Origin of the sequence: Dactylosporangium sp. NPDC051485 (assembly GCF_040682015.1) — a bacterium.
Lineage (GTDB): Bacteria > Actinomycetota > Actinomycetes > Mycobacteriales > Micromonosporaceae > Dactylosporangium.
Map to the genome: position 1 here is coordinate 71,437 of NZ_JBFAZW010000005.1, position 18,907 is coordinate 90,343.

Annotated in this window: 15 protein-coding genes; 12 read left to right on the top strand and 3 right to left on the bottom strand. The window is 71.2% G+C overall.

All coding sequences use genetic code 11. The annotated features are described in order from the left end of the window. Positions 1–2 precede the first annotated feature (2 nt). From AB0M46_RS04115 to AB0M46_RS04135, 5 genes are all read left to right on the top strand, one after another. Positions 3–932 (top strand): hypothetical protein, encoded by a 930-nt coding sequence (locus AB0M46_RS04115; RefSeq protein WP_363332806.1) that lies wholly within the window; start codon positions 3–5, stop codon positions 930–932. Further along, entirely contained in the window at positions 929–1,564 is a 636-nt protein-coding gene (locus tag AB0M46_RS04120; protein WP_363332807.1) for a phage tail protein, read from the top strand. Before AB0M46_RS04115 ends, AB0M46_RS04120 begins: the two co-directional genes overlap by 4 nt. A gap of 3 nt (positions 1,565–1,567) precedes the next feature. Continuing rightward, positions 1,568–3,778 carry a hypothetical protein gene (locus AB0M46_RS04125; RefSeq protein ID WP_363332808.1) on the top strand — a complete coding sequence of 737 codons (2,211 nt, stop codon included), beginning with the start codon at positions 1,568–1,570 and terminating at the stop codon, positions 3,776–3,778. 78 nt (positions 3,779–3,856) lie between these two features. Continuing rightward, a complete protein-coding gene (locus AB0M46_RS04130; protein WP_363332809.1) occupies positions 3,857–4,210 on the top strand; it encodes a tail fiber domain-containing protein in 354 nt (117 codons plus the stop codon). A 1-nt stretch (position 4,211) separates the two neighbouring features. Further along, positions 4,212–4,424, top strand: a complete 213-nt coding sequence (locus AB0M46_RS04135; RefSeq protein WP_363332810.1) for a hypothetical protein — start codon at positions 4,212–4,214, stop codon at positions 4,422–4,424. A gap of 43 nt (positions 4,425–4,467) precedes the next feature. On the opposite strand, the gene AB0M46_RS04140 is transcribed toward AB0M46_RS04135, so the two are convergent. Beyond that, positions 4,468–5,166, bottom strand: a complete 699-nt coding sequence (locus AB0M46_RS04140) for a TetR/AcrR family transcriptional regulator (RefSeq protein WP_363332811.1) — start codon at positions 5,164–5,166, stop codon at positions 4,468–4,470. 158 nt (positions 5,167–5,324) lie between these two features. Here AB0M46_RS04140 and AB0M46_RS04145 point away from each other — a divergent pair, with 158 nt between their 5' ends. Both AB0M46_RS04145 and AB0M46_RS04150 read left to right on the top strand, forming a co-directional pair. Beyond that, positions 5,325–7,202, top strand: a complete 1,878-nt coding sequence (locus AB0M46_RS04145) for an AMP-binding protein (RefSeq protein WP_363332812.1) — start codon at positions 5,325–5,327, stop codon at positions 7,200–7,202. Then, complete coding sequence (locus tag AB0M46_RS04150) at positions 7,186–8,124, top strand: alpha/beta hydrolase (RefSeq protein ID WP_363332813.1); 939 nt, start codon at positions 7,186–7,188, stop codon at positions 8,122–8,124. The genes AB0M46_RS04145 and AB0M46_RS04150 overlap by 17 nt, the downstream gene beginning before the upstream one ends. Positions 8,125–8,405: 281 nt before the next feature. On the opposite strand, the gene AB0M46_RS04155 is transcribed toward AB0M46_RS04150, so the two are convergent. After that, positions 8,406–9,035 (bottom strand): helix-turn-helix domain-containing protein, encoded by a 630-nt coding sequence (locus AB0M46_RS04155; RefSeq protein WP_363332814.1) that lies wholly within the window; start codon positions 9,033–9,035, stop codon positions 8,406–8,408. A gap of 191 nt (positions 9,036–9,226) precedes the next feature. On the opposite strand from AB0M46_RS04155, the gene AB0M46_RS04160 reads away from it, so the two are divergent. The 4 genes from AB0M46_RS04160 to AB0M46_RS04175 are packed head-to-tail and all read left to right on the top strand — an operon-like array spanning position 9,227 to position 15,744. Further along, entirely contained in the window at positions 9,227–10,816 is a 1,590-nt protein-coding gene (locus AB0M46_RS04160) for an amino acid permease (protein WP_363332815.1), read from the top strand. Next, entirely contained in the window at positions 10,813–11,610 is a 798-nt protein-coding gene (locus AB0M46_RS04165; protein WP_363332816.1) for an urea amidolyase associated protein UAAP1, read from the top strand. Before AB0M46_RS04160 ends, AB0M46_RS04165 begins: the two co-directional genes overlap by 4 nt. After that, positions 11,607–12,245 (top strand): urea amidolyase associated protein UAAP2, encoded by a 639-nt coding sequence (locus AB0M46_RS04170; RefSeq protein WP_363332817.1) that lies wholly within the window; start codon positions 11,607–11,609, stop codon positions 12,243–12,245. Before AB0M46_RS04165 ends, AB0M46_RS04170 begins: the two co-directional genes overlap by 4 nt. Before the next feature lie 4 nt (positions 12,246–12,249). Then, positions 12,250–15,744 carry a 5-oxoprolinase/urea amidolyase family protein gene (locus tag AB0M46_RS04175; RefSeq protein WP_363332818.1) on the top strand — a complete coding sequence of 1,165 codons (3,495 nt, stop codon included), beginning with the start codon at positions 12,250–12,252 and terminating at the stop codon, positions 15,742–15,744. Positions 15,745–15,759: 15 nt separating this feature from the next. Here the strand turns inward: AB0M46_RS04175 and AB0M46_RS04180 are convergent, their stop codons facing one another. Then, a complete protein-coding gene (locus tag AB0M46_RS04180; protein WP_363332819.1) occupies positions 15,760–16,965 on the bottom strand; it encodes an RNA-guided endonuclease TnpB family protein in 1,206 nt (401 codons plus the stop codon). Between the two features lie 154 nt (positions 16,966–17,119). Here AB0M46_RS04180 and atzF point away from each other — a divergent pair, with 154 nt between their 5' ends. Beyond that, positions 17,120–18,790: an allophanate hydrolase gene (gene atzF, locus AB0M46_RS04185; RefSeq protein ID WP_363332820.1), complete on the top strand. Its 1,671-nt coding sequence runs from the start codon at positions 17,120–17,122 to the stop codon at positions 18,788–18,790. The last annotated feature ends 117 nt before the right edge of the window (positions 18,791–18,907 follow it).

Sequence of the window (18,907 nt, forward strand, 5' to 3'; positions counted from 1 at the left end):
CGATGCCGATCCCCGTCCCCGGTGACGAGGCGCCCGCCTTCGCCGACCTGATGGCGCAGGCCCGGACCCTGATCCCGGCCCTGGACCCGGGCTGGACCGACCTGAACCCCAGCGATCCCGGCGTCGCCCTGGCCGAGCTGTTCGCCTGGCTCACCGAGATGATGATGTTCCAGGCCGGTCAGGTGCCGGAGAAGAACGTCCGGGTGTTCCTGGCCCTGCTCGAAGGCCCGCACGGCGCGAGCGCGGCACTGCCGCTGGACAGCGCCAAGACCCAGGTGGCCCGCGGCCAGCGGGAGCGGTACCGAGCCGCCACCGAGGACGACGTGCGGTACCTGCTGCTGACCACCTGGCCGGGCACCGCGGATGCGATCGCACTCGGTGGCGCCGGCCGGGTGGCCCGGGTGCTCTGCCTGCCCAACCGCGACCTCACGGCGGCCGAGCCCACCGCCGAGGCGCCCGCCCACCTGAGCGTGGTCGTGGTGCCGGCCGGGCCGCGGGGCGGTGGGCCGCCGCAGCCGTCCGGCGCCCTCCTCGACGCGCTGTCCAAATTCCTGCTCCCTCGCCGTTTGCTGACCACCAGGCACCATGTGGTCGGGCCGGGATATCTGCCCGTGCGGGTCCAGGCGGATGTGGCGTTGCGGTCCGACGCCGTCCCGGACACCACCTTCCCCGCGGCGAAGAACGCCCTCGCGGCGCTGCTCGACCCGCTGACCGGCGGTGCGGACGGAGCCGGATGGCCGTTCGGGCGGGCGGTCTTCGGCTCCGAGCTCTACGCCACCCTCGAGGGTGTCACCGGGATCGACTACGTGGAGAACCTGACCGTCACGGCACCCGACCCCGGCCCGGCCGACCTCGTACGGCTCACCACCGTCACGTTCACCGGCTACGGCAGCACCGGCCGGACCTACCCGTACACCTGGGCGGCGTCGTGAGCTACCTGGATCACCTCCCGGCGACCTTCCGGCAGGGCGACTTCCTCGGGCGCTTCCTGCTCGCGTTCGAGGCCGTGCTCGACGGCGCACCCGACGTCAACGAGGTCGGACTGCAGCCCCGGATCGACGGGCTGTCGGAACTCTTCGACCCGGCCGCGACCCCGACCGAGTTCCTGCCCTGGCTGGCCGGCTGGGTCGCGCTGAGCCTGCGGGCGGACTTCAATGAGGCCACCGTGCGCGGGTTCCTGCGCGAGGTCGTGCCGCTCTACCGCCAGCGCGGCACGCTCGGGGGCCTGCGCCGGGTGCTGCGGATCTACATGCGGCCCCTGAGTCCCGACTCGACCGCGGACAATGTCGCGATCTACGACGACTTCGTCGACCCGCCGCACTACTTCCAGGTCAAGCTGACGCTGCACGACGGCGATCCCGACCGGTTGCGCCGGACCCAGCAGGTAGCCCGGGCGATCATCGACCTGGAGAAGCCGGCACACACGTTCTACGCGCTGAAGGTCGTGGTCCCGACCATGCGCCTGGTCTCCGTGCCGCTCCGCGAAGCCGAGCACGACGCACCCGCCCTGTTGATCCTCGGACAGAACACCTGGCTCGGCACGGCCGAGCAGATGGAAGGATGAGCCATGGCTGACTACAGGCAACCGGACGCCGCCACCAAGCGGGTCCGGTTCTTCGACGGCCAGTTCCTCCAGGACCAGGACTTCATCGACGAGCAGAAGTACCACCTCGACCGTGAGCGCCGCACGCTGCGGGAGCTCGGCGTCCCCGGGGTGTTGACCGGCCTGCAGGTGACGACGTCCGCGCCATACGAGATGACGATCTCGCCCGGCACGGCCGTCGACGCACTCGGCCGCCACATCGTGCTCACCGAGCCGCTGGTGCTGACCTTCCCGAAGAAGAACGTGACGGAGGCGTTCCCGGTCTCGATCAGATTCCGTGAGGTGGAGTCCGACATCGCCACCACCGGCGGGCAGAGCGCGACCCGGTGGGACGAGAGCCCGACTGCCGGCGCCGCGCTGCAGGACGGCACCGCCGTCGTCGCCCCCTCGGACGCGCCGACAACGTGGGACGACCCAGGCGTTGGGCTCGGCTCGTGGACCATCACGAACGGCTCATTCGTGGCCGCGGGCACGGCGCAGGTGGCGGGCCTGCGGGTGCCCGGCTACGTCGGCGTCGGCACCGCCGACCCGAAGGCGCGGCTGCACATCGTGGACGCGAACACGCCGCCCGCCACAGGGGGCAGCGTGATCGTGGGGCCGGCGAACCAGCCGAACCTGGGGCTGGGCTACCAGGCGACGTACGCGTGGATCCAGTCGCACAACGGGGCGCCGCTGGCGATCAACCCCGCCGGTAGCAACGTTGGCATCGGCACGACCGCGCCGGCCGCCCCGCTGCACGTGCAGGAGCCGACCGGCACGGCACACGGCCCGAACCAAGGGTCGGTGATCATCGACCACGACAACGCCGGCGGAGCCAGCAGCCTCGTGTTCCGCAGCAAGGGCAGCCGCGGCAGCGACTACGGCTTCATCCAGTATCAGGACGCGCCGACCGTCGGCGGCACAGGCGAGAGCGCCCGCCTCATCGTGGGCATCAACAACGACGCCGACGACCACCTGATCCTGCAACCGTCCGGCAACGTCGGCATCGGCACCATGAGTCCCGGGGCGAAGCTCGACCTGCTCGGTACCCTCAGCGTCACCGCAGGCTCGTCGGCCGATGCCGGCCCCGCGTTGTTCGTCAACGCCAGCGGCAATGTCGGCATCGGCACAACGACCCCCGAGAACGCCGAGGGCTGGTGGCGCACGCTCGACCTCTACAGCTCCGTCGCCGCAAAACTGTCGGTCCGCATCGCAGGGATCGACACCCGCATCATGGCCCACCCCACCGGCCACTTCGGAGCCCCGGCCGGCCAGATCATCGGGACCGCCACGAACCACCCACTCAGCCTGGCGACGAATTCGGCCACCCGGCTCACCGTCGCGGCCAACGGGAACACCGGCATCGGCACGACCACACCGGCTGTCCGGTTGCACGTCGTGGACGCGAACACCTCGCCCGACAGCGGGGGCAGCGTGATCGTCGGGCCGACGAACCAGCCGAACCTGCGGCTGGGCTACCAGGCGACGTACACGTGGATCCAGTCGAACGGTCCGTCGCCGCTGGCGATCAACCCCATCGGCAACAACGTCGGCATCGGCACCATGAATCCCGCGGCGAAGCTCGACCTGCTCGGCACCCTCAACGTCACGGCAGACTCGTCGCGCGACGCCGGCCCCGCATTGTCCGTCAACGCCAGCGGCGACGTCGGCGTCGGCACAACGACCCCCGAGAACGCCGACGGCTGGTCACGCACCCTCGACCTTTACGGCTCCGCCACCGCCAAACTGTCGGTCCGCGCCCCAGGGATCGACGCACGCATCATGGCGCACAACGCCGGCACCTACGGAGCCCCAGCCGGCCAGATCATCGGAACTGCCACGAACCATCCGCTCACCCTGGTGACGAACAAGGCCAACCGGCTCATCGTCGCGGCCAACGGGAACGTCGGCATCGGCAGCCCCACCACGCCCTGGACCCTCCTCGACGTCTGGGGCGGCCGGGTACGCATCATGGAGCCGACCGGCACGACACATGGCCCGGACCAAGGGTCGCTGATCATCGACCACGACAATTCCGGCGGAGCCAGCAGCATCGTGTTCCGCAGTTGTGGCAACCGCGGCAGCGACTACGGTTTCATCCAGTATCAGGACGCGCCGACCGTCGGCGGCACAGGCGAGAGCGCCCGCTTCATCGTGGGCATCAACAACGACGCCGACGACCACCTGATCCTGTAACCGTCCGGCAACGTCGGCATCGGCACCATGAATCCCGCGTGGAAACTCGACGTCGCGGGAGCCATGCACGTCTCCCAAATGACGCAGATAGACAACGTCGTGTTCTCCTACGGCTTCGCCATGCTCTCCGACGCTCAGCTGAAGACCGATGTCGTCGAGCTCGACAACGCGCTCGGCGCCATCGCCGGGTTGCGTGGTGTCCGCTTCTCCTGGGTCGACGAGGCCAGCGGTGGTCCGGCCTCGGGAGCCGCCACGGGACAGCGGCAGATCGGCGTCCTCGCTCAGGAGGTGGCCACGGTCCTGCCCGAAATCGTCCACACCAACGCCGCGGGCATGATCAGCGTCGACTACGGCAAGCTCGCCGCCGTGCTCGTGCAGGCGGTCAAGGAACTCGAACGCCGAGTGGCCATCCTCGAGAGGAAAGCTGGCTGATATGCGAGAACAGATGCAGGAACGGATCGAGCAACTCGTCCAGGAATATCGCGAGGGCGAGGCTATGCTCGCTGATCTGGACCGGCGCCGGACCGAGTTGCAGGCGACCCTGCTGCGCATCAGCGGTGCCCTGCAAGTGCTGCAAGAGCTGATCGGGCCGGTTGCCGCGGGCGCGGCCCCGGCGGATCCGCAGCCGGCCGCCGCGGCGTCCTGACCAGAGGCGTCGTCCCGCAACGGTTCAGGCGAGGCCGGCCGGGTCACATGCGCTGTTCGAGCCAATCCAGGTTGGTGCGGATCTCGCGGAGGGCGTCAGCGGGGGTGGCGGGCCGGCCGTCGGCGGTGCTGGCCAGCATGCGCTGGGCGAACCCGGTCAGCGTCGCGACGATCGGTTCCACCTCGGCGCCGGGCTTGATCCACCACGCGACCCAGTTGCACATGCCGAGCAGGCTCAGGGCCGCGGTTCTGGCCGGGACGGGGATGAACTCGCCGGTGGCCACGCCCGCGTCGATGATGGCCGTCATCTCGCGCAGGACGCGCCGCTTGGCTTCGACGTGCTTGGTGTCGGCCGGTTCCGGGAGCAGTTTCTCGGACTGGTCGAGGATCCGGAACTGGGCCGGGTGCTGGACGCGCTGGCGGACGAGCAGCCCGGTGAGCTCGCGGAGTTTCTGGGTGGGGGAGAGGTCCGCCCGCGCGGCGAGGTCGGCCAGCACGTCGGCGAGGTTCTGGCTGACCTGCTCGACGAGCATGGCGAGCAGGTCGTCCTTGCTGCGTACGTAGTGGTAGAGGGCCGGCCGCGAGATGCACATGGCGTCGGCGATGTCCTGCAGGCTGGTGCTCTCGTATCCCTTGGCGGCGAACAGTTGCGTCGCCTGGTCCAGCAGCTCGGTGGTCACCAGCGTCCGCCGGGTTGTGCTGCGCGCAGGCTTCGGCGATTGGCCCTCGTGCTGCGCAGTCATGCACGGAGTCTAGTCACGGTCAGGCGATTTGTTGCGCAGGCGTCGACAACCTGACGCCGCCGGTGGAAACTTGACGTAATCGTCGAACTATTGACGTAGACGTAAAGCCAGCCCATGATGATGACGCCGTATGGCGCCTGATCAGAGGGGTTGGCTCGATGAGTCCAGAGGGTCACGTGGCCTTCACCGCGGCCGACCGAGATCGCTATCGGGCGGCCGGCCTCTGGCGGGCACAGCCTCTGGCGGCCGAACTGGTGGCGGCGGCCGAGCGGCACGCCGGTCGGGTCGCCCTGGTCACCGAGGACGGGACCTGGACGTACGAGGAACTCCTCGCGGCCGCGGCGAGCTTCGCGGGCGGGATCGGCGCGGTGACCGGCGCCCGGATCGGCGACCCGGTGATGTTCCAGATGGGCAACGTGTCGGAGACCGTCGTCAGCTATCTGGGGTGCCTGCTGGCCGGGTTGCGACCGGTGTGCACGCTGCCGCAGCACGGGGTACGCGAAATCGGGCTGCTGGCCGAGCACGTCGGCGCCACCCTGCTCATCACACAGCTGGACCACGACGGCGGCCGGCTCGTCCGGGTCGCCGAGCAGCTGATGGCCGAGGGCAGACCGGCCGAGGTGGTCGCGGTCCGTGGCAGTCTCGACGGCGCCGTCGACTACCGGCAAGTGCTCGACGCGGGGGACGGCACCGATGTCCATCGGCTGCCGTGGCGTGAACTCGACCCGGAGCAGATCGCCGTCTTCCAGCTCTCCGGCGGGACGACCGGCCTGCCGAAGGTCGCCCCCCGGTGGCACGAGGAGTACGCCTACAACTCCCGCGCCTGGGCCGAGACGATGCACTACCGGCCCGGCAGCGTGCTGCTCTACCCGCTGCCGCTGCTGCACAACGCCGGTGTGTCGCTGGCCCTGCAACCGGCCTTGCTCGCCGGCTCCCGCCTGGTCCTGGCGCGCTCGGCGAACACTGACACCCTCCTCGACCTCATCGAGGAGCATCGCCCCGACGTCCTCCCGCTGCTGCCCCCGGCGCTGGCGATCCGCCTGCTGGAGTCGCCGCGCGCCAAGGGCACGGACTTCTCCTGTCTCCGGGACGTCGTCGTCGGCGGGCAGCGGCTGGCGGTCGAGGTCGCCGAGCGGCTGCGCGACGAGCTGGGCATCGCGGTGCGGCAGATGTTCGGCATGGCCGAGGGGATGTTCCTGCTGACGCCCGCGGACGCCGGCGAGGACGTGCGCCACCACACGGTGGGCGCCCCGATCTCACCGCTCGACGAGGTGCGCATCCTGCACCCCCACAGCGCGGACGACGTCCCGGACGGCGACATCGGCGAGTTCGTCACCCGCGGCCCGTACACGATCCGGGGCTACTACCGGGCGGCGGCGCACAACGCCACGGCCTTCACGCCCGACGGCTTCTACCGCACCGGCGACCTCGCGCGGCGCCACCACACCCCCGAGGGCGTCTTCTACTCCATCGAAGGGCGCATCAAGGACGTCATCAACCGCGGCGTCGAGAAGATCCACGCCGAGGAGGTCGAGGAGCTCATCGCCCGGCACCCCGGCGTCGTCAACGTCGCGCTCGTGGCCATGCCCGACCGGTTGCTGGGGGAGAAGGCCTGCGCCTACCTGGTGCTTGCGCCCGGCGCGGCTCCGCTGACGGTGCGTGGCCTCGGCGAGTACCTGCTGGGTTGCGGGCTGGCGAAGTACAAGCTCCCCGAGCGGGTCGAGATCGTCCCGGCCTTCCCGCTGACGAACGTCGGCAAGGTCGCCAAGAACGTGCTGCGCCAGGACGCCATCGCGCTCGCGGCCGCTCTCGTCGGCGAGGGCTCGGCGGCCGCGGCCTTCGACGCGTGCGAGAGGACCCGCCGTCCCGCCGTCGAGCGATTCAAGCGTCTCGCCGGGCGTCGACGCGGCCGGCGCGGCGAACACCCGCTTCCGTACGAGCGAGGACCGCCGCGACCGATGCGAAGCGCTCGCCGGCGCACTGGATGCACAGGCGCTCCCTCTGACCGGAAGGATCTTCATGCGGTACGGACCTGAGACACCCGACGAGACGTACGTGTCCCACGCCTTCGACGAGGCGAGCTTCGACACCGGCGAGGTGACGATCAACTACGCCGTCGCGGGCGACCCGGACCGGCCCGCACTGCTGCTCGTCCCGGCCCAGACCGAGTCCTGGTGGGGCTTCGAGCAGGCCATGACGCTGCTGGCCGACGACTTCCAGGTCTTCGCCGTGGACCTGCGCGGCCAGGGCCGGTCGACCCGCACACCCGGCCGATACACGATCGACAACTTCGGCAACGACCTCGTGCGCTTCATCGCCGGGCGGATCGCCCGCCCGACGATCGTGAGCGGCACGTCCTCCGGCGGAGTGGTATCGGCCTGGCTGTCGGCCTACGCGCCGCCCGGCATGATCCGCGCGGCCTGCTACGAGGATCCGCCGCTGTTCGCCTCCGAGATCGACCCGGCGTACGGACCGTCGCTGCGCCAGGGACTCGGACCGATGCTCGCCCTGCTGAACAAGTATCTCGGCGACCAGTGGAGCATCGCGGACTGGCCGGGTTTGTGCGCGGCCGCGCGCAACGAGCTGCCGCCCTTCATGTCGGGGATCCTGGGAATCGACGGCGACACGCCACCGCAGCGCCTGAAGGAGTACGACCCGGAGTGGGGCCGGGCGTTCGCGACCGGCACCGTCAGCGCCTCCTGCGATCACGAACGCATGCTGAGCGCCGTGAAGGTCCCGGTCCTGTTCACCCACCACTTCCGCCGGATCGACGAGTCGACCGGCGCCCTGCAGGGTGCGATCTCGGATCTGCAGGCGCGCCGCGTGGGCGAACTGGTCAGCGCCGCGGGACAGCGTTTCGACTACCGCTCCTTCCCGCAAGCGGGCCACCTCATGCACGCCCTGGACCCCGCCCTCTTCGTCACCACCTTGCGCGAATGGATGGCCACGCTGCCCTGATCCGCGCACCACCACGAGGCCTCCCGGGCGGCGGCCCAGGCCGGACGCCCGCCTGCCTCGCGGCCAATGCGGTCGCGGCTCAGCCACGATCCATCCCGCGACGGCCATGACGGACGAACCGGGCTCCACCGGGGCGGCGACAACCGGTCCCGCCGCGCGCTGAACCACTCCCGGCTCGCGCTGAGCGAACGTCGTCGCGGTCATGTTCGCCGAGCGCTCGTCAGCAGCTGGCCCCGCAGTAGCCCAAGGCCCCAGTGACGAAAGGGTTCATGCCCGTTGCGTCAATCCGGCTCGGCGCACGGGGTGATGGCGAGGCGTAACGCCGCCGCGGCCACCGTCTGTTGGAGCCGGTCCGGCGGTGGCAGTGCCGGCAGGTCGCGGCGCATGCCGATGACGCTCTCCACCAGGCCGAAGACCAGGTCGCCGGTCACGTCAGCGTCCGGCGAAGAGGCGCCGGCGACGGCCGCGACCAGGCGGCGGTAGGCGGCCCTGAGCTGCTCGCGGTCGGCGCGGAAGCGGGTGAACGGTTCGGTCGCGATCTCGGGCAGCGCGTAGAGGATGCCGACGTTCCAGCGCGCGCCGAGCAGGACCCCGACGTCGTACCGGACGAGCGCATGCAGGGCGTCGGCGGGGCTCGGTGCCTCCTGGGCCAGTCGCTCGGCGTAGGCCAGGGACGGGCCGACGGTGGACTCGAGTAGTTCGGCGAGGATCTGCTCCTTGGTGCTGAAATGGTAGTAGAGCGACGCTTGCCGCACCCCGACCATCTCGGCGATCATGCGGGTCGACGTGGCGGCGTACCCCCGTTCGGCGAACAGCTCGGCCGCGGCGTCGAGGATCTCTTCCCGCGCCGTACCGACAGGCAGGCGCCGAGCTCCGGAGCGGGGACGACCGACTGAAGGTGCGGAGCTCACGCCAGCATCGTCGCACGCGGTCGATGTCCCGGTCGATCCGGCCGCGACGTAACCGCGCCGACACATCCGGCAATCGAAGGTTTACGGCCGGGAAACGACCGTCGATCTCACACCGGCAAATCTGTCACCCGACAGGTATTCGGGCGGCGGGTCGGCCAGCACCCGCCGCCGCCTGCATCGAGGAGGCGGTCTTGTCCACTACCCCCACCCTGGCGACACCGCCGGCGGGCGACCGAGCTGACGCCGTAGACCTGCGTGGTTTCGGCTACGAGCCCAAACTGCGCCGCAGCATCGGCAGTTACGCATCGTTCGCCGCCGGCTTCTCCTTCGTGTCGATCCTCACGACGGTCTTCCAGCTCTTCGCCTTCGGGTTCTCGTTCGGCGGCCCGGCCTTCTTCTGGACCTGGCCGCTGGTCTTCGCCGGCCAGTTCATGGTGGCGCTCAACTTCGCCGAGCTCGCCGCCCGCTACCCGCTCTCCGGCTGCATCTACCAGTGGTCGCGGCGGTTGTCGAACGCCACGATCGGCTGGTTCGCCGGCTGGGTCATGATCGTCGCGCAGATCGTCACGGTCGCCGCCGCCGCGATCGCCCTGCAGGTGGTGCTTCCGCAGATCTGGTCCGGCTTCCAGCTCGTCGGCGGCGATCCCGCGCTCACCTCCACCAGCGGTGCCACCAACGCCGTCGTCCTCGGCTCCATCCTGATCGCGTTGACCACGTTGGTGAACGTCAGCGGCGTGCGGCTCATGGCGATCGTCAACAGCACCGGGGTGACCCTCGAGATCATCGGTGTCGCGGTCGTCGTGATCCTGTTGCTGTTCAACGTCGAGCGGGGACCGGGCGTGGTCTTCGACACCGGCGGTCTGGGCAGCGGCCTGTCCTACGTCGGTCCGTTCCTGGTGTCGGCGTTGATGGCCGCGTACGTGGTGGTCGGTTTTGACAGCGCCGGCGAGCTCAGCGAGGAGACCCGCGACCCGCGGCACATCGCGCCGCGGACGATCCTGCGGGCGCTGGCCGCCTCCGGAATCGGCGGCGGCCTGATGCTGCTGGTCGCGCTGATGGCCGCGCCGAGCCTGACCGATGGCCGGCTGGCCACCGAAGGCCTGCCGTACGTGCTGACGAGCCGCCTCGGCCAGACCGGCGGCCGGATCCTGCTGGTCGACGTGGCGATCGCCGTCGCAGTCTGCACCCTGGCGATCCAGACCGCCGGCAGCCGGATGATCTTCTCGATGGCGCGCGACGGTGTCCTGCCGTTTTCCGGCGCGCTCAGCAAGGTCAACCCGCGCACCGGTACGCCGGCGGTGCCGGCGGTCGTCGTCGGTGTCGGCGCGGCCGCGGTCCTGCTGGTCAACATCGGCCAGGCCGCCCTGTTCACCGCCCTGACCAGCGTCTGCATCGTTCTGCTCTACATCGCCTATGCCCTGGTCACGGTCCCGCTGCTGATCCGGCGCGGCCGAGGCTGGCCGCACAGCGAGGGCGCCGCCGCCACCGAACGCGGCGGCAAACTGTTCTCCCTCGGCCGGTTCGGCATCGTCGTCAACGCCGTGGCCGTGCTCTACGGCATCGGCATGATCCTCAACCTGGGCTGGCCCCGGCAGGAGGTCTACGACCCGGCCGGCACCCACTGGTACCTGCACTACTTCTCGCTGCTGTTCGTCGGCGCCGCCCTGCTCGCCGGAGCTTTGGCCTACCTGCGCCACCGCGCCCGGGTCGCGGCCCTGCACCCGCGGCTGGACTTCGCCGCGCCCGTCACCGCGCCCGTCGCCGCGGGGGAGTCCGCATGAGCACCGCCACCACCGCCGGCGCGCGTGAACACGCCCGCGCCCAGGGCGGCACCGTCGTGGAGTGCATGCCCACCATCCCGGCCGGTGACGGCCTCAGCTGGGCCGAGACCGTCCCGGGTGGCGGCTACGCCGGCAAACGGCTGGCCCGCGGCACCACACTGCGCCTGACCGACCTGTACGGCGACGCCTGCGTCTCGGTGCTGCTGTTCAACGCCGACGAGCCGTGGGAGCGCCTCAACGTCGCCGACACCGTCAAAGTCCTGTGGCAGGCGTACATCGGCGAGGGCCACCTGCTGCTGTCCGACCAGGGGCGCGTCCTCGCCTCGGTGACGGTAGGCGCCCAGGACCGCTCGGACACCTTCTGCGGTACCTCCACGCTGACCAGCAACACCGGCCGGTACGGCGACGGCTCGCCGCACAGCCCGACACCGGCCGGGCGGGAGCTGTTCACCCTGGCCGCCGCCAAACACGGCCTGACCCGCCGGGACCTGCCGCCGTGCATCTCGTTCTTCCAGGGGGTCCGCGTCGGCGACGACGGCGCGTGCACCTGGCTCGGATCGGCCGGGGCCGGCGCGATTGTGGAACTGCGCGCGGAGATGCCGCTCATCGTGCTGCTGGCCAACGTGCCGCACCCGCTCGATCCGCGCGAGGCGTACACCTGCACACCCGTACGCATCGAGGCCCGGCCCGGCCTACCCACCGCGCCGGCCGACGCCCTGTGGTCGCGGACGCCGGAAGGCGAGCGCGCGTTGCTCAACACCGCGGACTACCTCACCGCCCGGGGGATCGCATGACAACCACCGCTGCACCGGCGCTGGTCGCCGGTCGGATCGTGCTCGACGAGACCGTCGCCGCCCGCGCGCCCTGGTCGGCGATCGTGCGCCGCGGCCAGGTCCTGACCATCGTGGATCTGTACGGCAACCAGGCCGTCGACTGTCTGCTCTACAACGCCGAGGACACCAGCGAACGCTATTCGGCGCCGGACACGATCGCCGCGCAGGGCGGCATCTTCCTGACCACCGGCAGCGTGCTGCACTCCAGCGAAGGCCGGGCGCTGATGCGCGTCGTCGGCGATGAGGTGGGCCGGCACGACACCGTCGGCGGCGCCTGCAGCCGCGAGTCGAACACCCTGCGCTACGGGCAGCACACCAAGCACCAGCACGCCTGCGTGGAGAACTTCCTCATCGAAGGCGCCCGGTGGGGCCTGGGCAAACGGGACCTGGTCAGCAACATCAACTGGTACATGAACGTCCCGGTCGACCCGGACGGCAGCCTCGGCATCGTCGACGGCATCTCCGCCCCCGGCCTGCGGGTCGCGCTGCGCGCCGAGATGGACGTGCTGGTCCTGATATCGAACTGCCCGCAAATCAACAACCCGTGCAACGGCTTCGACCCGACGCCGGTCCGCATGATTGTCACGGGGGAGTAGCCACGTGTTCAACACCCTGCTGGTCGCCAACCGCGGCGAGATCGCCTGCCGCATCATCCGCACCGCCGCCAGGCTCGGCCTCAAGACGGTCGCGGTCTTCTCCGACCCGGACCGCGGCGCCCCGCACGTGCGCCTGGCCGACCAGGCCGTACGGCTCGGGCCGGCCCCGGCCCGGCAGAGCTACCTGCTGGTGGACCGCGTGCTCGACGCGGCGCTGTCCACCGGCGCCGGTGCCGTGCACCCCGGTTACGGATTCCTCTCCGAGGACGCCGCCTTCGCCACCGCCGTGGAAGCGGCCGGGCTCGCCTTCGTCGGGCCGACACCCGCCCAGCTCACCGCGTTCGGCGCCAAGCACACCGCGCGTGAGCTGGCCCACGCGGCCGGCGTGCCGATGATCGAGGGCACCGGTCTGCTGTCCGGCCTCGACGAGGCGCTCGCCGCCGCCGGCCGGATCGGCTACCCGGTGATGGTCAAGGCGACCGGCGGCGGTGGCGGCATCGGTATGCAGGCATGCCACACACCAGCCGAGCTCACCGCCGCCTACGACCGGGTGGAGCGCCTCGCCGTCGCCAGTTTCGGCAGCGGCGGCGTCTTCCTGGAACGCTTCATCCGGCGGGCCCGCCACGTCGAGGTCCAGGTCTTCGGCGACGGCCACGGCCGCGTCGTCGCGCTCGGCGACCGCGACTGCAGCCTGCAACGCCGCAACCAGAAGGTGATCGAGGAGGCGCCCGCGCCCGGACTGTCCGACGCCGTGCGTGAGCGGCTGCACACCTCGGCGGCGGCCCTGTGCGCGTCGGTGCGCTACCGGTCGGCGGGTACCGTCGAGTTCGTCTACGACGCCGAACGCGAACAGGCGTCCTTCCTCGAGGTCAACGCCCGCCTCCAGGTCGAGCACCCGGTCACCGAGGAGGTCCTCGGCGTCGACCTGGTCGAGTGGATGCTGCGCCTGGCCCAGGGCGACGACACCGTCCTGGACACCCCCCGCCGGGGCGGGGCCGGCGCCGCCGTCGAGGCCCGGGTCTACGCCGAGGACCCCACCCAGGACCACCGGCCCAGCGCCGGCCTCATCACCAATGTCGAGTTCCCGGCCGGCGTGAGGGTCGACGGCTGGGTCGAGGCCGGCACCGAGGTGAGCACGGCGTACGACCCGATGCTCGCGAAGGTCATCGTGACCGGAGCGACCCGCGACGAGGCGTTCGCCAACCTGCGCACCGCCCTGCTCGCCACCCGCGTCGACGGCATCGAAACCAACCTCGGCCTGTTGCGGGCGGCGGCCGGCCACGATGACGTGCTCGCCGCCCGGCACGCGACGGCGACCCTCGCCGGCGTGCACGACACGGAGCCGCGCATCGTCGTGGAACGGGCCGGCACGCTGACGGCCGTGCAGGACTGGCCGGGCCGCACCGGGCTGTGGGAGGTCGGTGTGCCACCGTCCGGGCCGATGGACGACCTTTCGTTCCGGCTCGGCAACAAGGCGCTCGGCAACCCCGAAGGCGCACCCGGCCTGGAGTGCACCGTCGACGGACCGGCGCTACGGTGCACCGCCGACACCACCGTCTGCATCACCGGCGCCGCGATGCCGGTCACCGTCGACGGCGTCCCGGTGCCCCACTGGGAGCCGGTCCGGGTGCCCGCCGGCTCGGTCCTCGACGTGGGCCGGGCGACCGGCGGCGGCCTGCGCACCTACGTGCTCTTCGCCGGCGGGCTCGACGTCCCGGCGTACCTGGGCAGTGCGGCGACGTTCACCCTCGGGCAGTTCGGCGGGCACGGCGGCCGAACCCTCCGCCTGGGCGACGTGCTGCGCACGGCGGCACCGACCGGAGCAGCCGCCGCTGCTGTACCGGTGGCGCAGCGACCGGTGATCGGCCGTGACTGGCGGCTCAGGGTAACCGAAGGGCCGCACGCGGCCCCCGAGTTCTTCACCCGCGAGGACATCGACGCGTTCTACGCCGCGCAGTGGCAGGTGCACTTCAACTCCGCCCGCACCGGCGTCCGGCTGATCGGCCCGAAGCCGCGGTGGGCGCGCACCGACGGCGGCGAGGCGGGGCTGCACCCGTCGAACATCCACGACACCCCGTACTCGGTCGGCGCCGTCGACTTCACCGGTGACGTACCGATCCTGCTCGGCCCGGACGGGCCCAGCCTCGGCGGGTTCGTCTGCCCGGCCACCGTCATCACCGCCGACCGGTGGAAGCTCGGCCAGCTCGCCCCCGGCGACACCGTGCGGTTCGTGCCCGTCTCCGACCTCGACTGCACACCGCTGCTGCAGCCGGCCGACGACGGCATCCTGGCCCGCGACGAGGATGTCACCTACCGGCGCTCCGGCGACGACAACCTGCTCATCGAGTACGGCCCGATGACCCTCGACCTCGGCCTGCGGATGCGCGCCCACGCCCTGATGGACCGGCTGCGCGCCGAGGGCCTGGGCGGCGTCGTCGACCTCACCCCGGGCATCCGCTCGCTGCAGGTCCACGTCGACCCGGCCCGGCTGCCGGTGCGCAAGCTGCTCGGACTGGTCCGTGCGCTGCAGGCCGACCTGCCCGCCACCCGCGACCTGGTCGTGCCCAGCCGGACCGTGCACCTGCCGCTGTCCTGGGACGACCCGGCCACCCGGGAGGCCATCGCCCGCTACATCAACGGCGTCCGCGACGACGCGCCGTGGTGCCCGTGGAACATCGAGTTCATCCGCCGGGTCAACGGCCTGGCGTCGGTCGACGACGTCTACCGCACCGTCTACGACGCCAGCTACCTGGTCCTCGGCCTCGGCGACGTCTACCTCGGCGCACCGGTCGCGACCCCGCTCGACCCGCGGCACCGGCTCGTCACGACCAAGTACAACCCGGCCCGGACCTGGACCCCGGAGAACGCCGTCGGCATCGGCGGTGCCTACCTGTGCATCTACGGCATGGAAGGCCCCGGCGGCTACCAGTTCGTCGGCCGTACCGTGCAGGTCTGGTCCCGCTGGCAGCGCGAAGCCGGTGACCCGTGGCTGCTGCGCCACTTCGACCGCATCCAGTGGTACCCGGTCGGCGCCGAGGAACTGCTCGACCTGCGCGCCGACGTCGCCGCCGGGCGGCACCGGCTGCGCATCGACGACGGCACCTTCCGCCTCGCCGATCACGAAGCCTTCTTGGCCGGCAACGCCGCCTCCATCGCCGCCTTCCGGGCCAAGCAGGCCGCCGCGTTCGGCACCGAACGCGAAGCCTGGGCCGCGGCCGGCGAGTTCGACCCCCGCCCCGAATCGCAGGCGCCGCCCGCCGCCTCAACAGTGTCCGTGCCGGACGGCGGCGCACTGGTAGAGGCCCCGTTCGTCGCCAGCGTGTGGCGGGTCGACGTCCGCCCCGGCGACCGTGTGGCCGCCGGGCAGCCGCTGCTGGCCCTCGAGGCGATGAAACTGGAGAGCGTCGTCACCGCACCGCGCGACGGCACGGTCATCGACGTCCTCGTCACCCCCGGCACCCAGGTGGCACCGGGCAGCCCTTTGGTGGTGCTGGCTTGACAATCCTCCCCGTCCTCAAGGGACGGGGATTGCCTGGGTCGCCCCAGGGGGTTCCTGCTTCGCCGACGACTGCCCCGTCCGAGAGGACTCTCGTTGAGGTCTTACACCGCCTCCACAGGCAGTCACGGAGAGCCCCTCCGCGAGGATGTTGCGGGCCGCGTTCACGTCACGGTCATGGACGATGCCACACCGGCACGTCCACGACCGTACGTGCAGCGGTATCCGTTCGGCGAGGGCACCGCAGACAGAGCACAGCTTGGACGACGGGAACCAGCGGTCCACGACGACCAGGTTCCGGCCGTGCCATTCGGCCTTGTACTCCAGCAGGGTGCGGAACTGCCGCCAGGCCGCGTCGGAGATGGCACGGGCCAGGCTGTGGTTTTTGACCATGTTGCGGATGGTCAGGTCTTCGATCACGATCGTTTGGTTCTCACGAACGAGCCGAGTGGTCAGCTTGTGCAGGTGGTCGCGGCGCCGGTCGGCGATCCGGGCGTGGACGCGGGCGACCTTGACCCGGGCCTTCGCCCGATTGTTGGAGCCTTTCTCCTTGCGGGACAACGCTCGCTGCGCGCGGGCCAGCCGGGCCCGGTCGCGGCGTTCGTGCCGCGGGTTGCTGATCTTCTCCCCGGTGGACAGGGCGAGCAGGCTGTCGAGGCCGGCGTCGATGCCGACCGCGTCCGTGGCCGGGCTCTGCTCGATCTGGTCGTCGCAGAGCAGGGACACAAACCAGCGCCCCGCCGCGTCCTGGCTGACGGTCGCCGTGGAGGGGGACACACCGTCGGGCAGGGGCCGGGACCACACGATGTGCAGGGGTTCGGCCATCTTCGCCAACGTGAGTTGGCCGTCGCGGTAGCGGAACGCGCTGGTCGTGTATTCGGCCGACCGGCGCGACTTCTTCTTGCTCTTGAAGCTTGGGTACCGGGCGCGTTTGGCGAAGAAGTTGGCGAACGCGACTTGCAGGTGCCGCAGTGCCTGCTGCAACGGCACGGAGGAGACGTCGTTGAGGAACGCCAGTTCCTCGGTCTTCTTCCACGCGGTCAGCATCGCGCTGGTGGTGTTGTAGCTGACCCGTTCCTGCCGCAGCGTCCACGCCTCGGTCCGGGCCTGCAACGCCATGTTGTAGACCAGCCGGACACACCCGAACGTCCGGGCAAACTCGGCTGCCTGCCCCGGGCTCGGGTAGAAGCGGTACTTGAACGCCCGCTTCACACTCCTGGACATGGCTCACATGTTCACAGTCTTGTGGTGAACCTTGCGGCGACACGCCGGTACACGCCGGTCCGCCTTAGCGGCGGATCGGCTGCCCTTGCCCTGCTCCGCAGGGGTTCCGTTTCCTCCCCGGCCTGAAGGCCGGGGTATCCACGAAAGGAATCTGATGACCCCGACCGACCGCGTCCGCGCCGCCTACGCCCGGCTCGCCCTCGGCGAACGACCCGAAGCGTGGATCACGCTGCGCCCGGAGCGTGACGTGCTCGCCGACGCCGCCGCCGTGGAAGCCCGCCTCGCCGCCGGAGCACACCTGCCGCTGGCCGGGCGGCTGCTCGCGGTCAAGGACAACATCGACGTCGCGGGCCTGCCCACCACGGCGGCCTGCCCGGCGTACGCCTACCGGCCCGGACGCAGCGCCCCGGCCGTGCAGCGCCTCGTCGACGCCGGCGCACTGATCCTCGGCAAGACCAACCTGGACCAGTTCGCCACCGGCCTGGTCGGCACGCGTAGCCCGTACGGCGCGGTCCGTCACGTCCGCGACCCCGCCCGGGTCGCCGGCGGGTCCAGCTCCGGCTCCGCCGTGGCCGTCGCGCTCGGCATCGCCGACCTGGCCGTCGGCACCGACACCGCCGGCTCCGGCCGGGTGCCCGCCGCGTTCCAGGGCATCGTCGGTGTCAAGCCGACACCGGGGCTCGTCCCCACCGACGGGGTGGTGCCGGCCTGCCGCAGCTTCGACTGCGTCACCGTCTTCGCCCGCACCGTCGCCGAAGGCACCGAGGCCATGGCCATCATGAGCGATCCGGTGTTCCCGGTGGACGCACCGCTGGCCGCGCCGCCGCACCCGATCGTCGCGGTGCCGGACCGCGGCGAGCTGACCGGCATGGCACCGGCGTGGCTCGACGCGTTCGAGCAGGCCGCGACGTCCCTGGAGACCCGCGGCGCCCGACTGCGCCCGATCCGGCTGGCACCGTTCCTCGCCGCGGCGAAACTGCTCTACAACGGCGGGTTCGTCGCCGAACGGTACGCCGCCGTCGGCGCCTTCATCGACGAGCACCCCGACGAGATCGACCCGACCGTCCGGGCGATCATCGGCGCCGCCCGCGACATCCCCGCCCACGTGCTCGTCGCCGACACCGAACGGCTGGCACACCTGCGCCGCGAGGCCATGACCGCCTGGGGCGACGCGGACGCGCTGCTGCTGCCGACCGCCCCGATCCACCCGACGATCGCCGAGGTCGACGCCGACCCGATCGGTGTCAACGCCGCCGTCGGCACCTACACCAACTTCTGCAACCTCTTCGGCCTCAGCGCCGTCGCCGTGCCGGCCGGCGAGGCCGGCGGCACCAACTTCGGCGTCCAGGTCATCGCGCGCGGCTTCGCCGACGCGGTCGCCGGCGACATCGCCGCACTGCTGAGCGGCGAAGCCCCGGCGGGCAGGGGCGGCCGAGGACTGCCGGTGATGGTGGTCGGCGCGCACCTGAGCGGACAGCCGCTCAACCATCAGCTCACCGGGGCGGGTGGCCGCCTGCTCCGCCGGGTCCGCACCGCACCGCAGTACCGGCTGCACGCCCTGGCCACCGCACCACCGAAACCGGGACTGGTCCGCGTCACCAACGGCGGCGGCGCCATCGAAGGCGAGCTGTGGGAACTGCCGCAGGCCGCGGTCGGCCCGTTCCTGGCCGCGCTGCCCACCCCCATGGCGCTGGGCCAGGTGCGGCTCGAGGACGGCTCGACCGTCACCGGCTTCCTGTGTGAGGCCGTGGCCGTCGAGGATGCCCCCGACATCACCGCATACGGCGGCTGGCTCGCCTACATGGCGTCGAATCCGCCGACCTGATGCGTGCTCGGCGGCGTCTACCGGGCCGGGTTGGTGTACCGGCGGGTGTTGCAGCCGGTCTCGCCCGGCTCGAGCTGGACGGGATCGTAGGAGACCTGCTAGGGCACCAGTACGACC

What these genes read in the sequence shown, in the direction of transcription:
- AB0M46_RS04115 (WP_363332806.1), top strand. Translation starts at nt 3, where the DNA reads ATGCCGATCCCCGTCCCCGGTGACGAGGCGCCCGCCTTCGCCGACCTG.
- AB0M46_RS04125 (WP_363332808.1), top strand. Translation starts at nt 1,568, where the DNA reads ATGGCTGACTACAGGCAACCGGACGCCGCCACCAAGCGGGTCCGGTTC.
- AB0M46_RS04130 (WP_363332809.1), top strand. Translation starts at nt 3,857, where the DNA reads ATGACGCAGATAGACAACGTCGTGTTCTCCTACGGCTTCGCCATGCTC.
- AB0M46_RS04135 (WP_363332810.1), top strand. Translation starts at nt 4,212, where the DNA reads ATGCGAGAACAGATGCAGGAACGGATCGAGCAACTCGTCCAGGAATAT.
- AB0M46_RS04140 (WP_363332811.1), bottom strand. Translation starts at nt 5,166, where the DNA reads ATGACTGCGCAGCACGAGGGCCAATCGCCGAAGCCTGCGCGCAGCACA.
- AB0M46_RS04145 (WP_363332812.1), top strand. Translation starts at nt 5,325, where the DNA reads ATGAGTCCAGAGGGTCACGTGGCCTTCACCGCGGCCGACCGAGATCGC.
- AB0M46_RS04150 (WP_363332813.1), top strand. Translation starts at nt 7,186, where the DNA reads ATGCGGTACGGACCTGAGACACCCGACGAGACGTACGTGTCCCACGCC.
- AB0M46_RS04165 (WP_363332816.1), top strand. Translation starts at nt 10,813, where the DNA reads ATGAGCACCGCCACCACCGCCGGCGCGCGTGAACACGCCCGCGCCCAG.
- AB0M46_RS04170 (WP_363332817.1), top strand. Translation starts at nt 11,607, where the DNA reads ATGACAACCACCGCTGCACCGGCGCTGGTCGCCGGTCGGATCGTGCTC.
- AB0M46_RS04180 (WP_363332819.1), bottom strand. Translation starts at nt 16,965, where the DNA reads ATGTCCAGGAGTGTGAAGCGGGCGTTCAAGTACCGCTTCTACCCGAGC.
- atzF (WP_363332820.1), top strand. Translation starts at nt 17,120, where the DNA reads ATGACCCCGACCGACCGCGTCCGCGCCGCCTACGCCCGGCTCGCCCTC.